Source organism: uncultured Fluviicola sp., from assembly GCF_902168135.1.
Classification (GTDB): domain Bacteria; phylum Bacteroidota; class Bacteroidia; order Flavobacteriales_D; family Crocinitomicaceae; genus Fluviicola.
On sequence record NZ_CABHOL010000022.1, the window covers coordinates 48,751 to 68,050 of the forward strand.

The 19,300-nt window shown below is 41.3% G+C and carries 16 protein-coding genes; 7 read left to right on the forward strand and 9 right to left on the reverse strand.

Annotated elements, in window-relative coordinates; all coding sequences use genetic code 11:
* The first annotated feature begins 143 nt into the window (after window positions 1-143).
* Window positions 144-1,853, forward strand: coding sequence for a M61 family metallopeptidase (locus tag QZT69_RS09095; RefSeq protein ID WP_294673299.1), 1,710 nt, complete (start codon window positions 144-146; stop codon window positions 1,851-1,853).
* A 184-nt stretch (window positions 1,854-2,037) separates the two neighbouring features.
* A complete protein-coding gene (locus QZT69_RS09100) occupies window positions 2,038-2,997 on the forward strand; it encodes a hypothetical protein (RefSeq protein ID WP_294673301.1) in 960 nt (319 codons plus the stop codon).
* 69 nt (window positions 2,998-3,066) lie between these two features.
* On the opposite strand, the gene QZT69_RS09105 is transcribed toward QZT69_RS09100, so the two are convergent.
* The 4 genes from QZT69_RS09105 to mazG all read right to left on the reverse strand — a co-directional run bounded on the left by QZT69_RS09105 (window position 3,067) and on the right by mazG (window position 10,064).
* Window positions 3,067-6,183: a PKD domain-containing protein gene (locus tag QZT69_RS09105; RefSeq protein WP_294673302.1), complete on the reverse strand. Its 3,117-nt coding sequence runs from the start codon at window positions 6,181-6,183 to the stop codon at window positions 3,067-3,069.
* Window positions 6,170-6,604: a hypothetical protein gene (locus tag QZT69_RS09110; RefSeq protein WP_294673304.1), complete on the reverse strand. Its 435-nt coding sequence runs from the start codon at window positions 6,602-6,604 to the stop codon at window positions 6,170-6,172. The genes QZT69_RS09105 and QZT69_RS09110 overlap by 14 nt, the downstream gene beginning before the upstream one ends.
* 108 nt (window positions 6,605-6,712) lie before the next feature.
* On the reverse strand, window positions 6,713-9,055 hold the full coding sequence (locus QZT69_RS09115; protein ID WP_294673306.1) for a TonB-dependent receptor: 2,343 nt from the start codon (window positions 9,053-9,055) through the stop codon (window positions 6,713-6,715).
* 190 nt (window positions 9,056-9,245) lie between these two features.
* On the reverse strand, window positions 9,246-10,064 hold the full coding sequence (mazG, locus tag QZT69_RS09120; protein WP_294673308.1) for a nucleoside triphosphate pyrophosphohydrolase: 819 nt from the start codon (window positions 10,062-10,064) through the stop codon (window positions 9,246-9,248).
* Window positions 10,065-10,089: 25 nt separating this feature from the next.
* Between mazG and QZT69_RS09125 the strand changes: the two genes are divergently transcribed.
* Window positions 10,090-11,196 (forward strand): acyloxyacyl hydrolase, encoded by a 1,107-nt coding sequence (locus QZT69_RS09125; RefSeq protein WP_294673309.1) that lies wholly within the window; start codon window positions 10,090-10,092, stop codon window positions 11,194-11,196.
* Entirely contained in the window at window positions 11,183-11,926 is a 744-nt protein-coding gene (locus tag QZT69_RS09130) for a DUF2807 domain-containing protein (RefSeq protein WP_294673311.1), read from the forward strand. The genes QZT69_RS09125 and QZT69_RS09130 overlap by 14 nt, the downstream gene beginning before the upstream one ends.
* Before the next feature lie 96 nt (window positions 11,927-12,022).
* Here the strand turns inward: QZT69_RS09130 and QZT69_RS09135 are convergent, their stop codons facing one another.
* From QZT69_RS09135 to QZT69_RS09155, 5 genes are all read right to left on the reverse strand, one after another.
* The gene (locus tag QZT69_RS09135; RefSeq protein WP_013687505.1) at window positions 12,023-12,685 is read right to left on the reverse strand and encodes a hypothetical protein; all 663 of its coding nucleotides are present in this window, start codon (window positions 12,683-12,685) and stop codon (window positions 12,023-12,025) included.
* Window positions 12,686-12,873: 188 nt separating this feature from the next.
* Window positions 12,874-13,575 (reverse strand): (d)CMP kinase, encoded by a 702-nt coding sequence (cmk, locus tag QZT69_RS09140; protein WP_294673315.1) that lies wholly within the window; start codon window positions 13,573-13,575, stop codon window positions 12,874-12,876.
* Between the two features lie 99 nt (window positions 13,576-13,674).
* Window positions 13,675-14,412: an outer membrane beta-barrel protein gene (locus tag QZT69_RS09145; protein ID WP_294673317.1), complete on the reverse strand. Its 738-nt coding sequence runs from the start codon at window positions 14,410-14,412 to the stop codon at window positions 13,675-13,677.
* Between the two features lie 140 nt (window positions 14,413-14,552).
* Complete coding sequence (gene porQ / locus QZT69_RS09150; protein ID WP_294673320.1) at window positions 14,553-15,587, reverse strand: type IX secretion system protein PorQ; 1,035 nt, start codon at window positions 15,585-15,587, stop codon at window positions 14,553-14,555.
* A 6-nt stretch (window positions 15,588-15,593) separates the two neighbouring features.
* Window positions 15,594-16,115 carry a metallophosphoesterase family protein gene (locus QZT69_RS09155; RefSeq protein ID WP_294673322.1) on the reverse strand — a complete coding sequence of 174 codons (522 nt, stop codon included), beginning with the start codon at window positions 16,113-16,115 and terminating at the stop codon, window positions 15,594-15,596.
* A 369-nt stretch (window positions 16,116-16,484) separates the two neighbouring features.
* Between QZT69_RS09155 and pdhA the strand changes: the two genes are divergently transcribed.
* The 3 genes from pdhA (at window position 16,485) to QZT69_RS09170 (ending at window position 19,151) form a co-directional block, all read left to right on the forward strand.
* Window positions 16,485-17,537: a pyruvate dehydrogenase (acetyl-transferring) E1 component subunit alpha gene (pdhA, locus tag QZT69_RS09160; RefSeq protein WP_294673324.1), complete on the forward strand. Its 1,053-nt coding sequence runs from the start codon at window positions 16,485-16,487 to the stop codon at window positions 17,535-17,537.
* 24 nt (window positions 17,538-17,561) lie between these two features.
* Complete coding sequence (locus QZT69_RS09165) at window positions 17,562-18,836, forward strand: pyruvate dehydrogenase complex dihydrolipoamide acetyltransferase (protein ID WP_294673325.1); 1,275 nt, start codon at window positions 17,562-17,564, stop codon at window positions 18,834-18,836.
* A 123-nt stretch (window positions 18,837-18,959) separates the two neighbouring features.
* Window positions 18,960-19,151 (forward strand): cold-shock protein, encoded by a 192-nt coding sequence (locus tag QZT69_RS09170; RefSeq protein WP_294673326.1) that lies wholly within the window; start codon window positions 18,960-18,962, stop codon window positions 19,149-19,151.
* The last annotated feature ends 149 nt before the right edge of the window (window positions 19,152-19,300 follow it).

Consider the following 19,300-nt stretch of genomic DNA (forward strand, 5'->3'; position numbering starts at 1 on the left):
CAGATAGCGCCGATTACGCTGATTTTATGTAGTTGTTCCAGCAGTCTGTCGGCTTAATCAGCTAGATCTGTGGGAGATTTCTTTATTCTATCAAATACACGGTTTTCTTTGTGGATTTTCTAATTTTGACGAAAATTCATCCAATGGCTCAGTATCATATCGCTATCGAACAAGCAAACCAGCAATACATTCAATTCAAAGTAATTTTTGAAAATGTAGCACCGAATACGGTTATTCATTTGCCGAAATGGAGACCCGGAAGGTATGAACTAGGCAATTTTGCTAAGAATGTCAGAGGTTTTAAAGTTTTCAACGCGGAAGGAAAAGCGGTTGATTTTCGAAAAATTGATCTTTCTTCCTGGGAAATTGGTGTTTCTGAGCCAACAACCATTCGAGTAGAGTACAGTTATTATGCCTCCGAATTAAATGCAGGATCAACATACCTCAATAAGCAGATGTTGTATGTCAACCCGGTGAACTGTTTTATTTACCAGGAAGGAAAAAAAGACGAAGCTTGTGAAGTGATACTCAACATTCCTTCAGATTGGAATGTTGCGGGCTCGATGGAAAGAGAAGGAACTGTTTTGAGAGCAGCGGATTTTGACGAGCTTGCCGATTCACCGTTCATTTGTTCGGCAACTTTGCAATACAATCAATACGAATCACATGGAACGATCTTCCATTTGTGGTTCCAGGGTGACTGCGCAGTAGATTGGTCACGTTTGATCAAAGATTTCAAAGCATTTACGGATAAGCAGATCGAGAAATTCATAGAATTCCCGGTTCCGCATTACCATTTCCTGTTCCACATCCTGCCATACAAAGCGTATCATGGAGTGGAACACCAGAAATCAACGGTGATTGCTCTCGGACCAACATATGACGTCTTTGGAGCACTTTATACGGAGCTATTGGGAGTTTCTTCCCATGAATTGTACCATACCTGGAATGTGAAAGCCATCCGCCCGATTGAAATGTTCCCTTACGATTATCAAAAAGAGAATTTATCCAAATTGGGGTATCTGTGTGAAGGTGTAACAACATACATGGGAGATTTGATGCTTTACAAATCAGGTGTATTCACTTTGAATCAATATTTGCATGAATTCACCGGACAGCTTCAAAAGCATTTCGATAATTTCGGCCGTTTCCATTATTCCGTTGCAGATTCATCTTATGATACCTGGCTGGATGGTTATGTACCGGGTGCACCGGGCCGTAAAGTTTCCATTTATACGGAGGGTTGTTTGCTGGCATTTGTATGTGATGTAAAAATCCGCGAATACTCTGCAAACAAACATGGTTTGGACGAATTGATGAAGCGCTTGTATTTCAATTTCGCGCTAAATGGAAAAGGAGTCAGTGAAGAAGATTATTTAGGCTTATTGAAAGAACTGGCTGGTGACGGAACGGAAGAACTGATTAAAGATTATTTCTATGGGACAAGACCGTTTGAAGCCATTTTGACTGAAGCGCTTGAATCTATCGGGTTGGAACTGACTCATCAACCAAACCAGAAATACTCCGCCGGAAGAGTTGGGTTTAAAGCAGTGTCTCACGGAGCACATTTCCTGGTAGCGGCAATATATCCGGGATCGCCTGCTGACTTGGCGGGACTCATGATCAATGATGAGATCATCGGTGTGAATGAATTCAAAGTAAATGGTGATATCGACAATTGGCTGCAGTACCTGGATGATCAGAACAAACGGTTAACAGTGATACGTCAGGGAAAAATACTCGAATTGCCGTTACCGGAAGTTCAGCGAAGCTTCTATTTGGAATATGGTGTGAGTGTTATTGAAAATCCGAATAATGCTCAGAAAAAAGCATTTGAACATTGGAAAGCTTAAGAGCGAAGTTTTCAAAATCAGGTGAATAAATTTTCTGTCTGAAAGGTAATCTCGCAAAGTTGCTGAGCTTCGTGTTTTCTGAATTTTTCCGCGATTAAAACGCTTACCAATTAGTTGCCGGCGAATATAAATTCCGCCCGATTAAGGGATTTCTATTGATTAGTTTTGTCAAAAATTTTACAAAATGATCAATCAAAATGGCTTTAAAATAGCACTAATAGGTGCTGTTCTTATTTTTTCGAATTCAGTAAGCGCACAATTCAAATTTTCAAGAGTCAATGTAGCTGACGGTGTTAAAACGGTAGTAAAATCGGGCGATAAAGTTGATCTGCGTATCAGTCCGGCAGGTAATGTTGAGCAAAACTTCGTAGTTGATTTGGATCTTGCAGCATTTAAGAAAGCATATAAGTATGATGTGATAATCGTTTCTTATTTGCGTAATGACAAGGCTAACTTTTCATACATCCATGAACTGGAGTCGGTACTTAACACGAAAAAATATGCGGGAAAGGGGATAGTACCTGTTTATGCGTACGACAATAAAAAATTCAAAGAAACAGATTACAGAACACTTGCAAAGGATTTGATCGAATACGAAGGTCCAACACCTGTTTCACGAAAAATTGCTGTATATGGTAGTTTTATCACGGGTGAAGAAGGATATTTTGATGCAAATGACATGTACCAGTTCAGAAATAAGTATTCCGAAGGAGAACTTCTCGGTTTTATTGAGTTGAATACTATTTACAACAAGAAACAAATTGACGATTACAACGCTAAGAAAAAGGGTCAGGAGTATGCAGATGCAGAAAGGCACGTTCAAAATTTGCAATACAATTTCAAAAGAAATGTATTGGAAAATGTGAATCAATACTTAGCTCCGGTTGTCGCAACTCCGATTTACGGGGCATTGGCAGATGGTTTGACAGAAGTTTGGGATTGGAAGGTAAAAGCAACCGAAGCTATTAAATCTCCTGAGAATGCAGATAAATACATTGCCGCGGTTGCAGAATTAGATAAAGACTATGAATTGCTGCAGACAATCGCTTCCAAGGATAAAAATATCCTAAAGACTTTGAATAAAGAAATTAAGACGAAGAAAACAACCCAGGAAAAGTGGGATTATCTCCAGACGAATAAATAGTTAATGATATCAAAAAATGTGCAGGGACGCGAAGCTTCGCGTCCCTTCCTGTTTTTTATAATAGATACTCTATCTCAATAAATGAATATGTCCGGTTTTCGTGTTTTTCTTGTCATTTCCGGATGATTTGAAGCGAACAGTCCAGGTATAAATTCCGGCAGTGCATAGTTCACCGTTATAGGTTCCGTCCCAGCCATACTGTGTATCGTTGGATTCAAATAAAGTTTCTCCCCAGCGGTTGTAAATAGTCAGGGTGTAATTATACGGATCAAACCCTGAAGTAAATACCGGTGCGAATACGTTGTTGAATTCATCTCCGTCAGGTGTAAATGTGTTCGGAACATAGTAAACCAGCTCTTCCTGGATTGTTACGGAAAGTCTGGCTGTATCCGGACAGTTTCCGGCATTGTTTGCAACAAGTGTAATCACATAATTTCCGGCTTCTTCGGTATAAGTGTGGCTTGGGTTGAACAAATTGCTGGTAGCTCCGTCGCCAAAATCCCATGAATAAGCCGAAGCGTTAGAGGAAGTGTTGAATGTGTGGAATTCAGGATTCATCAAACCATGAACCGGATTATTGACTGAAAACTGGGCATCAGCATTCGGTAAGGCACAAATGAAACCTGGAAAAGATGTTGTAGTCGAGCATCCTGACTGGCTGGTAGAAGTAACAGTGATATCATAGCATCCTGCACCATTGAATGTGTGAGTGACACTATCCGGCTGATTTGAATTCGAAGAACCGTCACCAAAATTCCATGTCACTGAACCTGATGGTATGCTTTCATCAATAATAGAAGCAGTAAAAGGTGCACAGCCGGTGGATTGCTGCGTAGAAATCTGGACTACAGGCATTGGATTTACTACAATGGTTGTTGTTCCGGGGGTGGCACATCCTCCGCTAACAGTATAACTGATCGTGTGAGAACCAGCTCCCGCTTGCGAAGGTGAGAATTCACCCGTGCCTGCATTCACAATTCCATTACCAGCCCATGTTCCTCCGGCAATACTTGCGTAAAGAATCTCATTTGTTCCAGCTTCACAGAAAGGGCCGGCAGCTGTTATAACAGGTACTTGACCGGAATTCACAATCACGTTGGTTGTTGCGGATGAGGTACAACCGTTTAATGTTGTTGTAACGGTATAGGTTCCGCCCGCACTAATGGTGGCTGTATTAGAAACATTTTGTGTGTTGGCACTGAATCCGTTCGGACCTGACCAGCTGTAGCTTGTTCCCGGAAGGCTTGTTGCCTGCAACTGCATCGTACTTCCTTCACATAAAGGACCGTTATTCGTAGCCGTAACTGTTGGTACCGGGTTGACGGTTAAAGTCATACTTGCGTTTGCAGAACAAGATCCTGTGGTTCCTGTAACGGTATAGGTTGTTGTAACCGTTGGATTTGCGGTGACAGTTGTTCCTGTGGTTGATGATAACCCTGCAGACGGACTCCAACTGTAATTCGTCGCTCCGGAAGCAGTTAAGGTTGTGGACGCACCGTTGCAGATACTAGTGTTAGGAGATACTGAAACGACAACGGGAGTAACTGTAACGGTTACAGGTAAAGATGCCGTACAGCTTCCACTGGTTCCGGAAACCGTGTAAGTGGTAGTCGTTGTGGGGTTTGCAGTAACAGATGCACCGGTTGTTGAGGATAAACCTGTGGACGGTGACCAGGAATAATTCGTTGCCCCACCTGCCGTCAAAATGGTTGAACCACCATTACAGATACTTGCATTCGGAGATACGGTTAATGCAAGCGGGGTCACAGTAACGGTAACGGTTTGTGTCGAAGAACAACTTCCATTCGTTCCTGTAACGGTATAAGTTGTTGTCGTAGCCGGGCTCGCAGTTACACTTGCTCCTGTTGAAGCCGATAACCCGGTTGCAGGTGACCAGGAATAATTTGTTGCACCACTCGCAGTGAGTGTGGTGGACGCACCGTTGCAAATACTTGCGTTGGGAGAAACAGTAAGGTTCAAAGGAGTAACGGTAACAGTTGTTGTTGCAGTTGCTGAACAGGAACCGTTAGTTCCGGTTACGGTATAAGTGGTCGTTGTTGTCGGATTTGCCGTAACCGTTGCACCTGTTGCAGCAGACAAACCGGTTGTGGGCGACCAGGTATAATTCGTTGCGCCGCTGGCCGTTAAAGTCGTGGAAGCTCCCGAACAAATCGTAGTACTTGGGGTTACGCCCACAGTTAACGGAGCAACCGTAACTGTAACTGTAGCATTACTCGTACAGCCAGCAGTTGTTCCTGTTACAGTATAAGTTGTAGTTGTTGCCGGACTTGCCGTTACTGTGGCACCGGTAGTTGAAGACAAACCTGTTGACGGTGACCAGGTGTAAGTTCCTGCACCGCTTGCAGTAAGGGTTGCACTTCCTCCGGTACAAATGGTTTGGGCGGCAGGTGGAGTAACTGTAGCGCTATTTACGGTAATAGTTGTAGAGGATGATGCATTACAAGGAGCAACTCCTACGGAATAGTTAATGGTATGTGTTCCGATTCCGGCTGAAGCAGGGTTAAATACTCCGCTGGAAGAAACTCCCGGTCCTGACCAGGTTCCTCCCATATCTGCGGCAATTAACTGGGTTGTTCCGGAAGTCACACAAAACGGTCCTGCAGGTGTAATTGCAGGGTTTGGCGGGCCTGATTGAGCACCGGTTGGACTCAGTGATAGTGTGAAATTGCTGGAACTTCCGCTCCAGTTCTCAACAAGGATCATGATTTCCTGACCGGCAGTAACCATCGGTGCCGGTACAGATGCACTGCACGGAAAAGAAGTTCCGAATTGGTTACAGCCGCTTGATGAACTGGCATAATTACAGCCTATCTCATTGATTGGGTTTTGAATGGCTGTACAAGGAGATTGTCCGTTTGGAATATTGAAAACAGCCACATCCAGGAAACCTGAATTGGAGTTTCCGTCAATAAGCATGTTTAAAGGACCGGATGTTGTAATGTGCAGAATGATGTATCCCATATTCGGTCCGAAGAAATCGAGACAGGAACTCACAACCGGTCCCGGATTAACAAAGGTAAATGGACCTGCGGTTCCCGAAGCACAAATAGATGTATTGGTGTTACACTGTGCATTTGCGGATTGAGTTCCGGTTGTTAGAAGGAAAAAAATAAAAAAGGAAAAAGGGAAGAGGAGAGTAACGAGTAGTGATTTAATGTATTTCATAGCCGTTGTATCCAAAATGTGAAACTAATTCGTTGATGATTACAGGTGTAAGCTGCTCATTGCAGTTGATGCGCACGGAAGTGAAGTCATCACTGAAATCAATGACATTTACATAGGAGTAGTGCGATTTTAAACGAAGATTTACCTTTTCTTCTCTTTGAGAATCACCTAACGGACGGTAAGAAACAAAAGTGAAAGTAAAATTGTCCGGTTGATGTATGATACATGAAGGGTTATTTCCCGATTGATGAAGCAGCATGTCAACTTCAGAAGTAGACTGACCATTGGAGATCAATTGGGAACGAACCGAGTTCAAAGAATCAACGACGGATTGAGTTTGACCGAATGTTATAGTTGAAAAAACCATAAGCGAAACGGAAAGAACATAGCGCAGCAGCTCTGCTTTAGTGTAGTAATACATTATAAATTAGTTTCGTGTTCGAATATAGAACGAAACAATTGATTAGTGGTTGCCTAAATTGTTAATTAAAAAAGCGTGTTATTGTTAACACGCTTTTCGAAAATAAGGTTAGAATTTATAACTGACCCCTAAACTCGGAAGGAAAGGGAATTGATAGATCTTTGAATTGGTAACACGGTTTACATAGAAAATATTCTTTCTGTTGTATGCATTGGTTACTGCGGCAATGATTTCAAGCTCTGTTTTGTTTTTGAACTTAAACTGCTTTTTCACGGTGATATCTAATCGGTGATAAGTTGGAAGCCTTTTGGAGTTGAATTCTCCTAATAATACTCCAACACTGTTTGAGTTGCTTGTTGTGAAATCCGTTGTTACTCCATCTGTGAAAGATTCTGTTTGGTAATACCCTGAAGTTGGAGTGAATGGAAGTCCGGAACCAAAATTCCAGCGTACATTCAATTCCAGGTCTTTTTTCTTGCCGAAAGCATAAGATGCAACAAGGTTTACGTTGTGTCTTCTGTCAAATACCGGTGCATAAGTAACGAATCCATCCCATCTGGTTGATTTACCGTAGGAATAAACTCCCCACAAGAACAATCTGTTCAATGTGTATTTCAGTAATACATCAACACCGTATGATTTTCCGCTTTCAATCAGGAAGTCCTTTTTGTAAACATCGTCTTCTTTCGAGAAATCAGAAATGTCTTCGTACAGTTTATTCACATTGATGTTACTTAACTGAGGGAAATATTTAAAATACCCTTCGATGTTCAGCATCAGGTTTTTAGCCAGGTCAAATTCCGTTCCTGCAATAGCATGCCAGGAATATTGGATTCCGTTTTTAGGATTTTTCTCTTTTCCGCTTTCTGTAATGAAGTTTTGCTGAACGTTAGACGGAGCACTTAAGAGACCGTTAAACAAGTTCACGATATCCCTGTCTGAAGAAGCTGTTGTAAAGTTTTGTGAGTAACGTCCTCCGGATAATTTCACGCGGAAGAAATCAGTTGCGTTGTATTTAATACCCAAACGCGGTTCTAAGGAAATGGTGCTCAGACTCGCATAAGCCTGAACTCGTAATCCCGGTTGAACAACAAAGCGTTTGGTAACAAACTTATAGTTTGCATAAGCTCCGATCTCCACAGTGTTGTTTTCATCCTGGATTTTAGAAGCGATTTCATTATAAGTTAAGTAATCCGTTTTGAAGATATTGATCCCGATACCATAATCGATCTGGCCTTCGTTTTTCAGGAAGTAAGAGAAATCAAACCCAAGATCTGTTCCGAAAATGGAGCTGGTACGAGGTTGTGTACCTACTTCATTAAAGTTGGTTTTGTAGCTTGATGCTGTTAAATGTCCTTTGATAAAAGTTTTACCACCTCCCGGTAATAGAATCCATGATAATCCTCCTCCGGCCTGCTGGAAATCCAAAGCAGCAGATTCGTTGTAATTTACTTTGTCTGTATTGCTGAATCCGAACACAGAAACTTTAGATCCCTGGCCTGTTGCGAAAGTCAGTTTTCCGTATAAGTCTGTAAAGTTGTATGGCAATCCGTTTCCGCTATTTACTCCACGGTATAAATCTTTGGAAGTATAATCCAGCAAGGAATGTTTTGCAGAGAAAATAAAAGATCCGGCTCCCGGTCTTCCTTCTTTGGCGCGGTACATTGGCCCTTCTACAACCAGTTTTGCAAGGAATGGAGATACGGAAACTTTTCCACCGAAATTCTTTTTATTTCCGTCACGGTAAGTAATATCCATAACAGATGAAATTCTTCCACCGTATTTTGAATCGAATCCTCCGGTATAAATGTCTACGTTCTTAACGAGTTCTGTCTCAAAAATAGAGAAGAAACCAATGGAGTGGAAAGGATTGTAAATAGTCATACCATCCAGTAATATTTTGTTTTGGATAGGCGTTCCACCCCGAACGTATAATTGTCCTCCCTGGTCACCTGTTGTAACAACTCCGGGAGTTACAGAGAAAGCAGCCGTAATATCATTTTCAGCCCCTACAGACGGGATTCTTTCCAATCCTTTCTTGTCTAATTTGATTACAGACATCAGGACTTCTGTGGTTTTTGCTTTTGTTTCGGCAGAGATTTCAACCTCACCGATATCTGTCGCATCTTCTTCCAATAATTCAATTCTTAACTCGGTAATACCTCCTTTGGTGCTTACGACAATCTCTTTATTGTATTCTTTAAAGTCTGCCGATTGTACTTTTAAAAGATAAGTACCGATCGGAACTTTAGGAATACTGAAGAAACCATTTACATCAGCGGCCGCCCCCAGGATAGACTGTGTCTTTTCAGTAGGGATCAATATTACTTTTTCAAACGGTACAACTTCACTGTTTACGTTGTTGAATAAAAACCCGCGAACGGTATGGTCCTGGGAAAAAGAAATGATTGAAACGGTTAAGAATGCAAATAAGGAGAGTATTTGTTTCATATGTTTTATCCTGATTTTAAAGAAGTTTCCGAAGTTACATAATTAACACTAATTAACGAGTGAAAATTCCGAAAAATGATTAAACGTGCAGATTATTGATTAAACGGCTTTTAAATCAAATTATCAATGATGATGCTTCAATTATCAAGATGGTTTCTTGCTTGATAATTGATAACTTGATCATTAATAATTAACTCTTGCGAAGCAAGAGTTTGGCTTTATCCCAATAAACATCCATTTCCTCCAGTGACATTTCAGTCATGTTTTTAGCATCCTGAGCTATCATTTCTTCCATTTTCTGGAAGCGGGACTTGAATTTGCGATTGGTCGATTCCAATGCATCTTCCGGGTTGACATTGATGAATCGGGCATAGTTTACAAGAGAGAATATTACGTCCCCGAACTCGTCTTCGATCTTTTCCGGATCCATCGTCTGTTGTGCTTCATGCAATTCTGAAAATTCTTCGATTACTTTGTTTTTAACATCTTCAATATCCGACCATTCAAAACCGATTCCTTTCACTTTTTCCTGGATGCGCATAGCTTTGATTAAAGCGGGAAGGGTATTCGGAACACCTTCCAGTACCGATTTTTTTCCTTCCTGTAATTTGATCTTTTCCCAGTTAGCCTTTACTTCTTCTTCCGAATCAGCTTTTACGTCTCCGTATATGTGCGGATGCCTGTGGATCAGCTTGTCACAAATCCCGTTAAGCACACTCGTTACATCAAAAGCTCCCAGTTCAGACCCGATTTTGGAATAGAAAACCATATGCAGGAACAGGTCGCCCAGTTCTCCCTGGATACCTGCCAGGTCGTTTGCCTGGATGGCATCTGCCAATTCATATGTTTCTTCAATGGTCAAATGCCGCAGCGATTGGATTGTTTGCTTTTTATCCCACGGACATTTCTCACGCAGATCGTCCATAATATTTAATAAGCGGGCAAAAGCTTCCAGTCTTGGGACTTGCTTTAAATTATTATTAGCTAATTCCATACTGCAAATGTACATAGAACAAAATTTGTAATTTTGGATTATGAAAATTGCCTTGCTGTTTTTTTTACTGCCTGTTATCTGCTATTCCCAGGAAAGCCGGATGGATGATTGGGCTTTCACATTGAAAGGAAAGTCTGGTTTTTTAGCTGCACACCGGGGTACTATGGGGCATCTTGCCAAAGACCGTTTGTTTGCCGGTGAACTTTCTTTCAGCAAACGAATGAGATCCCAGAACTGGAGCGAAGAATACAAAAATCCTTATACGGGAGTAACGCTTTACGGATCGAACTTAGGGAATAAGGAAATTTTAGGCTATGGCTTTGGTGCGTACGGATTTATCGAGTTCCCTTGGTCGAGAAGCGAGAAACATGTTTTTACCTGTAAACTTGGAGCCGGTTTAGGCGGAGTAACAAAGGTTTACGATGTGACTAAAAATCCGAAAAATGTGCCGATGAGTACTTATTTGAATGCGGTTATCTGCCTGGGACTCCAGGGAAGATGGTATATAAAACCTCAACATGCATTGTTCTATAGTCTCGATATGACCCACTTTTCAAACGGATCAAGCAAAGTGCCTAATTTAGGAGTGAATATGCCCTTTATAGGACTGGGATATGAGTATACCTTTAAGAAGAAAGAGTATACCGGTCTTGAATTGACCCAATTCGAACGGGTGCCGTTTTTTAAGAGCTGGAATGTTTCGATTGTGGGGATTGTTTCCGATAAACAGATTTTCCCTACGGGAGGAAGGCGCTATCCGGTTTATGCTCTGAGTGGAATGCTTTACAAACAGTTTAAACCGAAAGTGGGAATGGAAATTGCTTTGGATATCATTTCGAAACAGTCCATTACCTATTACAGGGAATATATTCCTAAAACACAATGGGATATTTTACAGGTAGGGGGATTCTTAGGATACAATATTCCATTGGATAAGTTTCGTTTTGTTATTGGAATGGGGGCGTACATCAAAGATCGTTACCAGCCTGATGCTATGTTCTACCACCGGGTGGGAATGCGTTATCAATGCAAAAACGGATTATTGCTAAACCTGGTTCTGAAATCCCATTGGGCTAAAGCAGATTATATTGAATATGGTGTAGGATACACCTTTAATTATAAAACAAGATATCATGCGAAGAAGTAGTTTGGTGCTTTTAATGGTAATGGGTTTTCTCGCTTTCTCTTGTAAAAAGCCTGAAAACAGAACTTGTTTCAAGTTTTTGGGATCGGAAACTACCAAAGAGATTTCATTGGCATCATTTGACCGCCTGGATTTGAGAGAGCATGTGGAATACGTACTTATCCAGGATTCATTGGATAAAGTAGTTTTGAAAGGTGGTAAAAACCTGTTGAACCTGATAGAAACCAGGGTTGAGAACGGGGCTTTGATCATTGAGAATAAGAATCGTTGCGGTTTCCTGAGAGATGCGAAAAAGGTAGTGGTTGCTGAGATCCATTTCACCAAACTGATTAATGTAAGGTTTATTGGAACGGAGCCTCTGAAAAGCCAGGGAAGTATTTATACGGATTACTTCACGTTTTACAGCAGGGATGGGGCAGGTGATGTTGAGTTGAATATCCACGCCATTCAACTCGATGCAGAGGCTAATCACGGGTGGTGTAATTTTACTTTTACCGGCGTTGTGCAAAAAGCCCGCATTTGTGCAAAAAGCAATAGTTACTGTGATGTAAGTGGACTGACAGTTACGGATTCTATTTATGTTGCTTCGGAAACTGTAGGAGATATTAAGATCAATGCTGATAACCTGGTGATTCATGGATACATTACTGAATCCGGGAATATCCTGTATAAAGGAACTCCGCTGGGGCAGGATGTACTGATCAATGGCACCGGTTCGGTGAAACCATTATAAAGTGGGTATGCGATGCATTGAAAAAGTGGGGACGCGATGCTTCGCGTCCCTACAGGAAAATAAAAAATGCCCTGACATTTATCGTCAGGGCATTTTTTATTTTCCTCTTTTCAATTGCATCAGCACTTTAAAGGCTTTATCAACATGATCTTGTTTTACAATGATTGTAAACTCATTGGCAGTTGAAACGATCTCCACAATGTTCAGACCTTCCCAGGCCAAATGTTTCAGGATGTAATAGTAAATACCATATACTTCCGAATTCACAGCAGGAAGTTTCACCGTAATGGAGGCCAAATCTCTTGTGTGAGACTTTAAACGCTCATTGATCAGTAAGTTCTCCACGCGTGGTGAAATGCTTTGGGAGCAAATAACAGTTGTTTCAGTAACACCTCTGCAAATAGTATAGAAAATATCGGATTCCGAATTCACTAATTGAACCAGGTCGGCTTGCTTTAAGCGCAATGATTCTGTGTTTTCAAATGTAAAGTCTTCTAAGTTTGAGCGAACTAAGAAATCTCCTAATTCACCGATGATGTTAGTGATTTTGATGTTAAGGCGGTGGTAAAGTCCCGGAGACATTCGTTTGATTGCCATGACAATCGCTCCTTCTTTTACTTCTTTTCCTAAAGCTTCTTCAATTTCCGGTTTGATCTTACGCGCAAGTGAAGAAATGTTAATCAGATCGTCTGTCATAGCTTCACGCAAAAACGGACTTCTTCCGATTATTTCTTCTGTTATTTTTCCAATTGATAACATAATTTGGTTTGAATTAATAGGTGTGCAAATTTAAACAAAACGTTCCAGAAACAACTGTAAAACTGTTAGAAATTATACAGAATGAATAAACTATTGTTTTCAATGAAGAAAACTTAATATTTGATGAATATTCTATTTCTGTAAGATTATGTAGTGATTAAATCCCTAAACTTTAGTTATAGTTAGTATTATGCACGCGTATGATTTTTAACAAGATTCAGCACATATTCCAGTTGTTCTGTTTCGCTCATTTCTGAGTTGTCAACGACCAATGCGTCTTTTGCCTGGGTAAGCGGACTGATTGCCCGGGTACTGTCAATACGGTCTCTGTGTTTTAAGTTCTCAAGGATTTCGTCGATGCTGTTTGTTTCCCCTTTTGCCTGTAATTCCAGGAACCGTCTTTTAGCGCGTATTTCCGGTTTGGCAGTGATAAAAAGTTTTAATTCTGCGTTGGGGAAAACAACTGTTCCGATGTCTCTTCCATCCATCACAACGCCTCCGTTTTTGCCAAGGTTCTGCTGTTGCTGTACCAAAAATTCTCTTACTTCTTTGATTGCGGCAACTTCACTCACGATATTGGCAACTTCCAATTGCCTGATGGCATCGGAAACGTCTTCGTCATTTAAAAGCACCGGTCTGTTTCCCTTGGTGTCCGGTTTCCCGAATTGGATGCGGATGTGAGGAAGGCTGCTGACAACGCAGCTCAGGTTGATTTTATGTGCTCCAAGTGCACAGCCGTTCTTTAATGCATAGAGTGCAACGCAGCGATACATAGCTCCCGAGTCGATAAAAGTATAGTTCATTTTTTTTGCCAGCGCTTTTGCCAGTGTACTTTTACCGCAGGAAGAAAATCCGTCAATTGCGATTGTAATGTGTTGCGTTGATTGCATAGTGCGAATTTAATTTAAATGGAAGAAACGGCAATTCATTTCAACAAAAAAGGGCTCGTCATTGACGAACCCTTCATATTTTTTAGATGAACTCTAGTATTAGAATCTCCATCCTAAACGGAACATACCCATAACGTTGTTAGAGAATCCGCTTGATTTCATTTCATTACCTGTTACTTCAGTAGTTACACCAGCAACTGTAGTTGAGAAAGAACCTTCTTTCATAGTGTAAGAATTAAATCCTAATCCTAATTCAACTCCTAAGTAGAAGTTCTCTGCGAAATAGTAATCAGTACCAGCAACGATACCAACACCGAAACCTGCAGTTTTTTGCTCTCCTTTTTCAGAGTAATCAGCAGCAACCCAAGTAGCACCGTCAGTCTGCTCACCTTCAGCAGTCATTTTACCCATACCGAAGTTGATATCCAAACCTGCGTAAGGAGACAATTTCTCAGTTCCTTTGAAGTGGTATTCTCCACCGATTCCGATAGTTGTTGTTCCCATACGAGTTACATAAGTACCAGCACCTCCTGAGTTGTCAATTTCGTTTTCGTAGAAATTGTTAGTAGTCTTGTTGCTGCTGAATCCTAAAGACAAACGAATTGCGATGTTCTCAGTAGCAAAGTAACGGAAACGTAATCCCGGAGCAACGATAGATGGAGTAGTACCACCGTTAGTTGTAGGATTCAAGTTTGTAGCAGAAGAGTTAGCGAACCCGAATGCAGCTAAACCAGCAACGTTTCCTTCCAATGACATTGGAGCTCCTTCAGTTGGTTTTTGTGCCATTACAGCAGTTGTTAAAATCATTCCACCTAAAAGTAAACTTAACTTTTTCATGTTATAAATTATTATTGGTTTGGGCAAATCTACGTATTAAAAAGATTCAGGTTACAAAAACATGTTAACAAATTTCGGTGAATAACTCAATAAGAGGATTGTTTTGTTTGTGTAAACAATTGATTTAAAATGAGATGTGTTTATTTTTTAGAAAGCAAAAAATTTAGAGTCAGACCATGCTGACCGCCCGCAACCGAGTAGACATACCAGCCGTAATCTACACTGAAACGCTTGAATGCCATTCCGGCCCCAAAACTGAAACCTGCCAGCCCTCCGCGACCAACAATAGCTAATTCCTTTCTTCGCTGGTAATCAAAAGCAGTCCGGATCTGAAGCTTTTTCCCGATAAGGATTTCAAGCTGAAATTTGGCATGACGGGCAAGGTTATCGAAAAAGCCGGATTGTTTTACCTGGATGGTATCGCCGGTCAATGGGTCAATACGTGGTTTTGCATTAGGATCTACATAGGAAAGGTTCCATTTCTGTAAATGCTGTGCAACCAAACTGATGCGGAAAGGCGCATGTCTTAATTTGTGAGAGATTCCTAACTGTACTTCTAACGGAAGCGGATTCTTCTCTGTCGTAAATCCTTTCCACTGCACTCCCAGGTTCTTAATAACACCCACGATATTGAGGTTTCTTGCAGAATCCCTGTAAAGTCCGGCAATATCCAAACTTGTTCCGAATGCAGTATATGAATCTAACTGGGAATACAAAATGTTTAAAGTTGCTCCCACTGACATCCGTTCATTAAATGTTCTTTGTGCACTTGCTCCCAGGATGAAATCTCCCGGAGTGAAAGTTCCGAGATCTGTTCCGTCGAAATCCGTGCGCTTCATTTTTCCGTAGGAAGAATACCGGAAATGGACCATTCCCATCGTTTTCCGGATTTTACGGGCATAAGTCAAAGCTCCGGTATTTACGCCGCTTGCCATAATGGATTGGTTGAATCCGAAACGTCCGTGCATTTGATAGTTCATAACTGCAGGATTGTTCAGTCCGAGATTCAGATCGTTATCGTAAATGGTAATCGCGTCCCCGCCAAGTCCCATTGTTCGTGCATTATACTGGGAGTTCAGGTTTTGGAATGAATGAATTCCTCCTGTTTGAGCAAGGGTAACAGCCGGAAGTGTTATAAGTAATATGAGCGCCAGTTTATATTTCATATGTGGCATTAACGTTTAAATTTTGTCTTCATTGTTCAGGTTCGATCTTTTTCCGAATTCAATGACTTCCATCTGTTCGATTTTAGTGCCGTTAATCCGGAACCGCAATGCTGTTTGGATAGAATGAAACCCTTTGTTTCCGCAGGCGCCCGGGTTTAACCAAAGTGTGTTCCTGCTCTTGTCCTGCTGCACCAATAATACATGTGAGTGTCCGCAGACAAAGATGTTCGGTTTGGTTTCCTGAATAAAATCAATCGCTTGCTTGCTGTATTTGCCCGGTCTGCCCGCAATATGCGTCATGGAAACGGAAAGTCCTTCTACTTTGAAATTCAGGTATTCCGGGAATTCCGATCGGATTGCCTGGTCATCAATGTTCCCGAAAACAGCTCTCAAAGGTTTGAAAGCTTTTAAACGGTCTGTGACTTCCAAACTTCCGATGTCTCCGGCATGCCAGATTTCGTCAACATCTTTAAACAGCTCAAAAACGCGTTCGGGAAGAAAACCATGTGTATCGGAAAGCAAGCCAATTTTTACCATGAAGGGATCAAATAAGCACAAAACTAGTGAATTCAAAATTATGAAACGCTTTCGCTGAAGCTTTAGCGTAGGCGCATGCAAAATTCAAAATAGAAAGTCGGGGCAAACGCTGGCTCGTGCTTCATTATAAAATTCGTACACCTGTCATAAAAGTGTGAACACTTCCTATATGAAGTTGGATTGCGTGCAGATAAAGTATAAATGCGGCATGGATTGTACCGATTCTTAACACCTGTTCCGGCTAATTCGGGATATTTGATGCAGATGTGCGATTTATCGCTCACAAGTCAATGCTAATTCGGAATTCGTAATTGGGAATTCGTAATTAGTAATTATATTTGTCCGTTAAACAAACAAAAACGGGTAAGCATGGCTACGAAAACAGCTTCAAAACCATCAAAAACAACAAATAAGAGTGCGTTGAAAAGCACATCGAAATTTTCAAAAGAGACTTACATTAAATGGTATAAGGATATGCTTTTAATGCGTCGTTTTGAAGAGAAAGCAGGACAATTGTACATTCAGCAGAAGTTTGGTGGATTTTGTCACTTATATATTGGTCAGGAAGCAATCGTTGCAGGAACAGTCAGTGCATCAAAACCAACCGATTCACATATGACGGCTTACCGTGATCACGCACACCCGATCGGTTTGGGAACAGATGTTCGTGTATTGATGGCCGAATTATATGGTCGTTCTACAGGATGTTCCAAAGGAAAAGGAGGTTCCATGCACTTCTTTGATAAAGAGAAGAATTTCATGGGCGGACACGGAATTGTTGGGGCTCAGATTCCAATGGGAACCGGTGTTGCCTTTGCCGAAAAGTACAATGGTACTGATAATGTGGTTTTCGTTTCAATGGGAGACGGAGCAGTTCGTCAGGGAGCTTTGCACGAAACTTTCAATATGGCGATGAACTGGAAATTGCCGGTGATTTATATTATTGAGAATAACAATTACGCAATGGGTACTTCCGTTGAGCGTACAACAAACGTAACAGATTTATCTAAAATCGGTGATTCTTATGAAATGCCTTCGAAATCAGTAAACGGAATGTCTCCGGAAGCTGTTCACGAAGCTGTGGAAGAGGCCGTAGCAAGAGCAAGAAGAGGTGACGGACCAACTTTGCTGGATATCCGCACTTACCGATACAAAGGACACTCCATGTCGGATCCGCAAAAATACCGCACAAAAGAAGAGGTCGCAGAATGGATGGAGCAAGATCCGATCGAGCATTGTCTGAATGTGATCAAAGAAAACAAGTGGCTGACCGCAAAAGAAATTGAGGAAATCGATACATGGGTGAAAAACGAAGTGGAAGATTCCGTGAAATTTGCGGAAGAATCTCCATATCCGGATGCAGATGAGCTTTACGAAGACATCTACCAGGAACCGAATTACCCTTACATTATTGAATATTAATCAGATTATTATAATAGATCGTAGATGGCTGAAATCATTAACATGCCCAAGTTGAGCGACACCATGACTGAAGGTGTTGTGGCAGAATGGCACAAAAAAGTTGGGGATACTGTAAAGTCAGGTGAATTACTTGCCGAGATTGAAACAGACAAAGCAACTTTGGAATTCGAATCGTTTTTTGATGGTGTCTTATTACATATTGGTGTAGAAAAAGGAAAACCAGCTCCGGTGAATGCATTATTGGCAATCATCGGTGAAAAAGGGGAAGATATTTCAGGTCTATTGGCTTCCTCAGGAAAATCAGATGCTCCGGCAGAAGAGAAAAAAGCAGACGAGCCGAAAAAAGAAGAAGCAAAAGAGGTGAAAGCAGAGGAAAAAGCTCCGGCTGCAGTTGCTTCAGCTCCTAAAACATCTGCTCCTGCCGTTTCAAATGTTACGACAAACGGACGTATTTTGGCCTCACCGCTTGCAAAGAAACTGGCAGAAGAAAAAGGAGTGGACTTAAGCTTTGTTACCGGAACGGGAGAAGGCGGAAGAATCACTAAAAGAGATGTAGATCATTATGTTCCTTATGATGCACCGGCAAGACCTGCGGCTGCTTCGGGAGCGGCGATGAGTGAATCGTTTACGGATGAGCCGGTATCGCAAATGCGCAAAACAATTTCACGCCGTTTGGGTGAATCCAAGTTTACGGCACCACATTTCTATTTGACAATCTCCCTGGATATGGACAACGCAATTGCAGCGCGTAAATCCATGAACAGCAATGAAGGCGTGAAAGTTTCTTTTAACGATATGGTCATCAAAGCTGTTTCAATGGCATTGCGCAAGCATCCTGCGATTAACTCTTCCTGGATGGGGGATGTGATCCGTAGAAACAACCATGTGCATATCGGTGTTGCTGTTGCCGTTGAGGAAGGATTATTGGTTCCTGTTATTCGTTTTGCAGACAGTAAAGGATTGTCTCAAATCGGTGAGGAAGTGAAAGTATTGGCTCAAAAAGCAAAAGATAAAAAATTGCAGCCTTCAGAATGGGAAGGAAATACATTTACGATTTCTAACCTTGGAATGTTCGGTATTGAGCAGTTCACGGCAATTATTAACTCTCCTGACAGCTGTATTTTGGCAGTTGGTGGAATTTCCCAGGAGCCGGTTGTGAAAAACGGCCAGGTTGTTCCCGGAAATATTATGAAAGTGACACTTTCCTGTGATCACAGAGTGGTGGACGGTGCAACAGGGGCTGCGTTTTTACAGACCTTTAAACAATACATGGAAAACCCGGTTATGATGCTGGTTTAGACAATGATAGTTCTTAAAAAAGGCTGCCCAAATGGGCGGCCTTTTTAATTTTATGCGTTTTTTTTTAAATAAATAACTCGTATTCAATTTATTATTACATCTTTGTTTATCAAATAAACGAATATGAATAAAGGAACTATTAAGTTCTTTAACGAAACCAAAGGTTTTGGATTTGTTAAAGAAGACGAGTCTAACAAAGAGTACTTTGTGCACGTTTCCGGGTTAGTTGACCAGGTGAAAGAAAACGATGAAGTTACATTTGAGTTGGAAGAGGGAAGAAAAGGATTAATGGCGGTTAACGTGAAGCACGCATAAACGATATATAATTTTTCTTTTAGAACCCCGACATCAGTCACCAGACTGGTTGTCGGGGTTTTTGTTTTGAAACAAATTGGCTGATTCACTAAAAATCGCTTTGTATCAAACCTGTTTAATGTTCAACGCAACCTGAATCAGAGGTGCTT

Excerpts from the sequence above, each read along its gene's own strand:
- QZT69_RS09095 (WP_294673299.1), top strand. The coding sequence starts at position 144 with ATGGCTCAGTATCATATCGCTATCGAACAAGCAAACCAGCAATACATT.
- QZT69_RS09100 (WP_294673301.1), top strand. The coding sequence starts at position 2,038 with ATGATCAATCAAAATGGCTTTAAAATAGCACTAATAGGTGCTGTTCTT.
- QZT69_RS09105 (WP_294673302.1), bottom strand. The coding sequence starts at position 6,183 with ATGAAATACATTAAATCACTACTCGTTACTCTCCTCTTCCCTTTTTCC.
- QZT69_RS09110 (WP_294673304.1), bottom strand. The coding sequence starts at position 6,604 with ATGTATTACTACACTAAAGCAGAGCTGCTGCGCTATGTTCTTTCCGTT.
- QZT69_RS09115 (WP_294673306.1), bottom strand. The coding sequence starts at position 9,055 with ATGAAACAAATACTCTCCTTATTTGCATTCTTAACCGTTTCAATCATT.
- mazG (WP_294673308.1), bottom strand. The coding sequence starts at position 10,064 with ATGTACATTTGCAGTATGGAATTAGCTAATAATAATTTAAAGCAAGTC.
- QZT69_RS09125 (WP_294673309.1), top strand. The coding sequence starts at position 10,090 with ATGAAAATTGCCTTGCTGTTTTTTTTACTGCCTGTTATCTGCTATTCC.
- QZT69_RS09130 (WP_294673311.1), top strand. The coding sequence starts at position 11,183 with ATGCGAAGAAGTAGTTTGGTGCTTTTAATGGTAATGGGTTTTCTCGCT.
- QZT69_RS09135 (WP_013687505.1), bottom strand. The coding sequence starts at position 12,685 with ATGTTATCAATTGGAAAAATAACAGAAGAAATAATCGGAAGAAGTCCG.
- cmk (WP_294673315.1), bottom strand. The coding sequence starts at position 13,575 with ATGCAATCAACGCAACACATTACAATCGCAATTGACGGATTTTCTTCC.
- QZT69_RS09145 (WP_294673317.1), bottom strand. The coding sequence starts at position 14,412 with ATGAAAAAGTTAAGTTTACTTTTAGGTGGAATGATTTTAACAACTGCT.
- porQ (WP_294673320.1), bottom strand. The coding sequence starts at position 15,587 with ATGCCACATATGAAATATAAACTGGCGCTCATATTACTTATAACACTT.
- QZT69_RS09155 (WP_294673322.1), bottom strand. The coding sequence starts at position 16,115 with ATGGTAAAAATTGGCTTGCTTTCCGATACACATGGTTTTCTTCCCGAA.
- pdhA (WP_294673324.1), top strand. The coding sequence starts at position 16,485 with ATGGCTACGAAAACAGCTTCAAAACCATCAAAAACAACAAATAAGAGT.
- QZT69_RS09165 (WP_294673325.1), top strand. The coding sequence starts at position 17,562 with ATGGCTGAAATCATTAACATGCCCAAGTTGAGCGACACCATGACTGAA.
- QZT69_RS09170 (WP_294673326.1), top strand. The coding sequence starts at position 18,960 with ATGAATAAAGGAACTATTAAGTTCTTTAACGAAACCAAAGGTTTTGGA.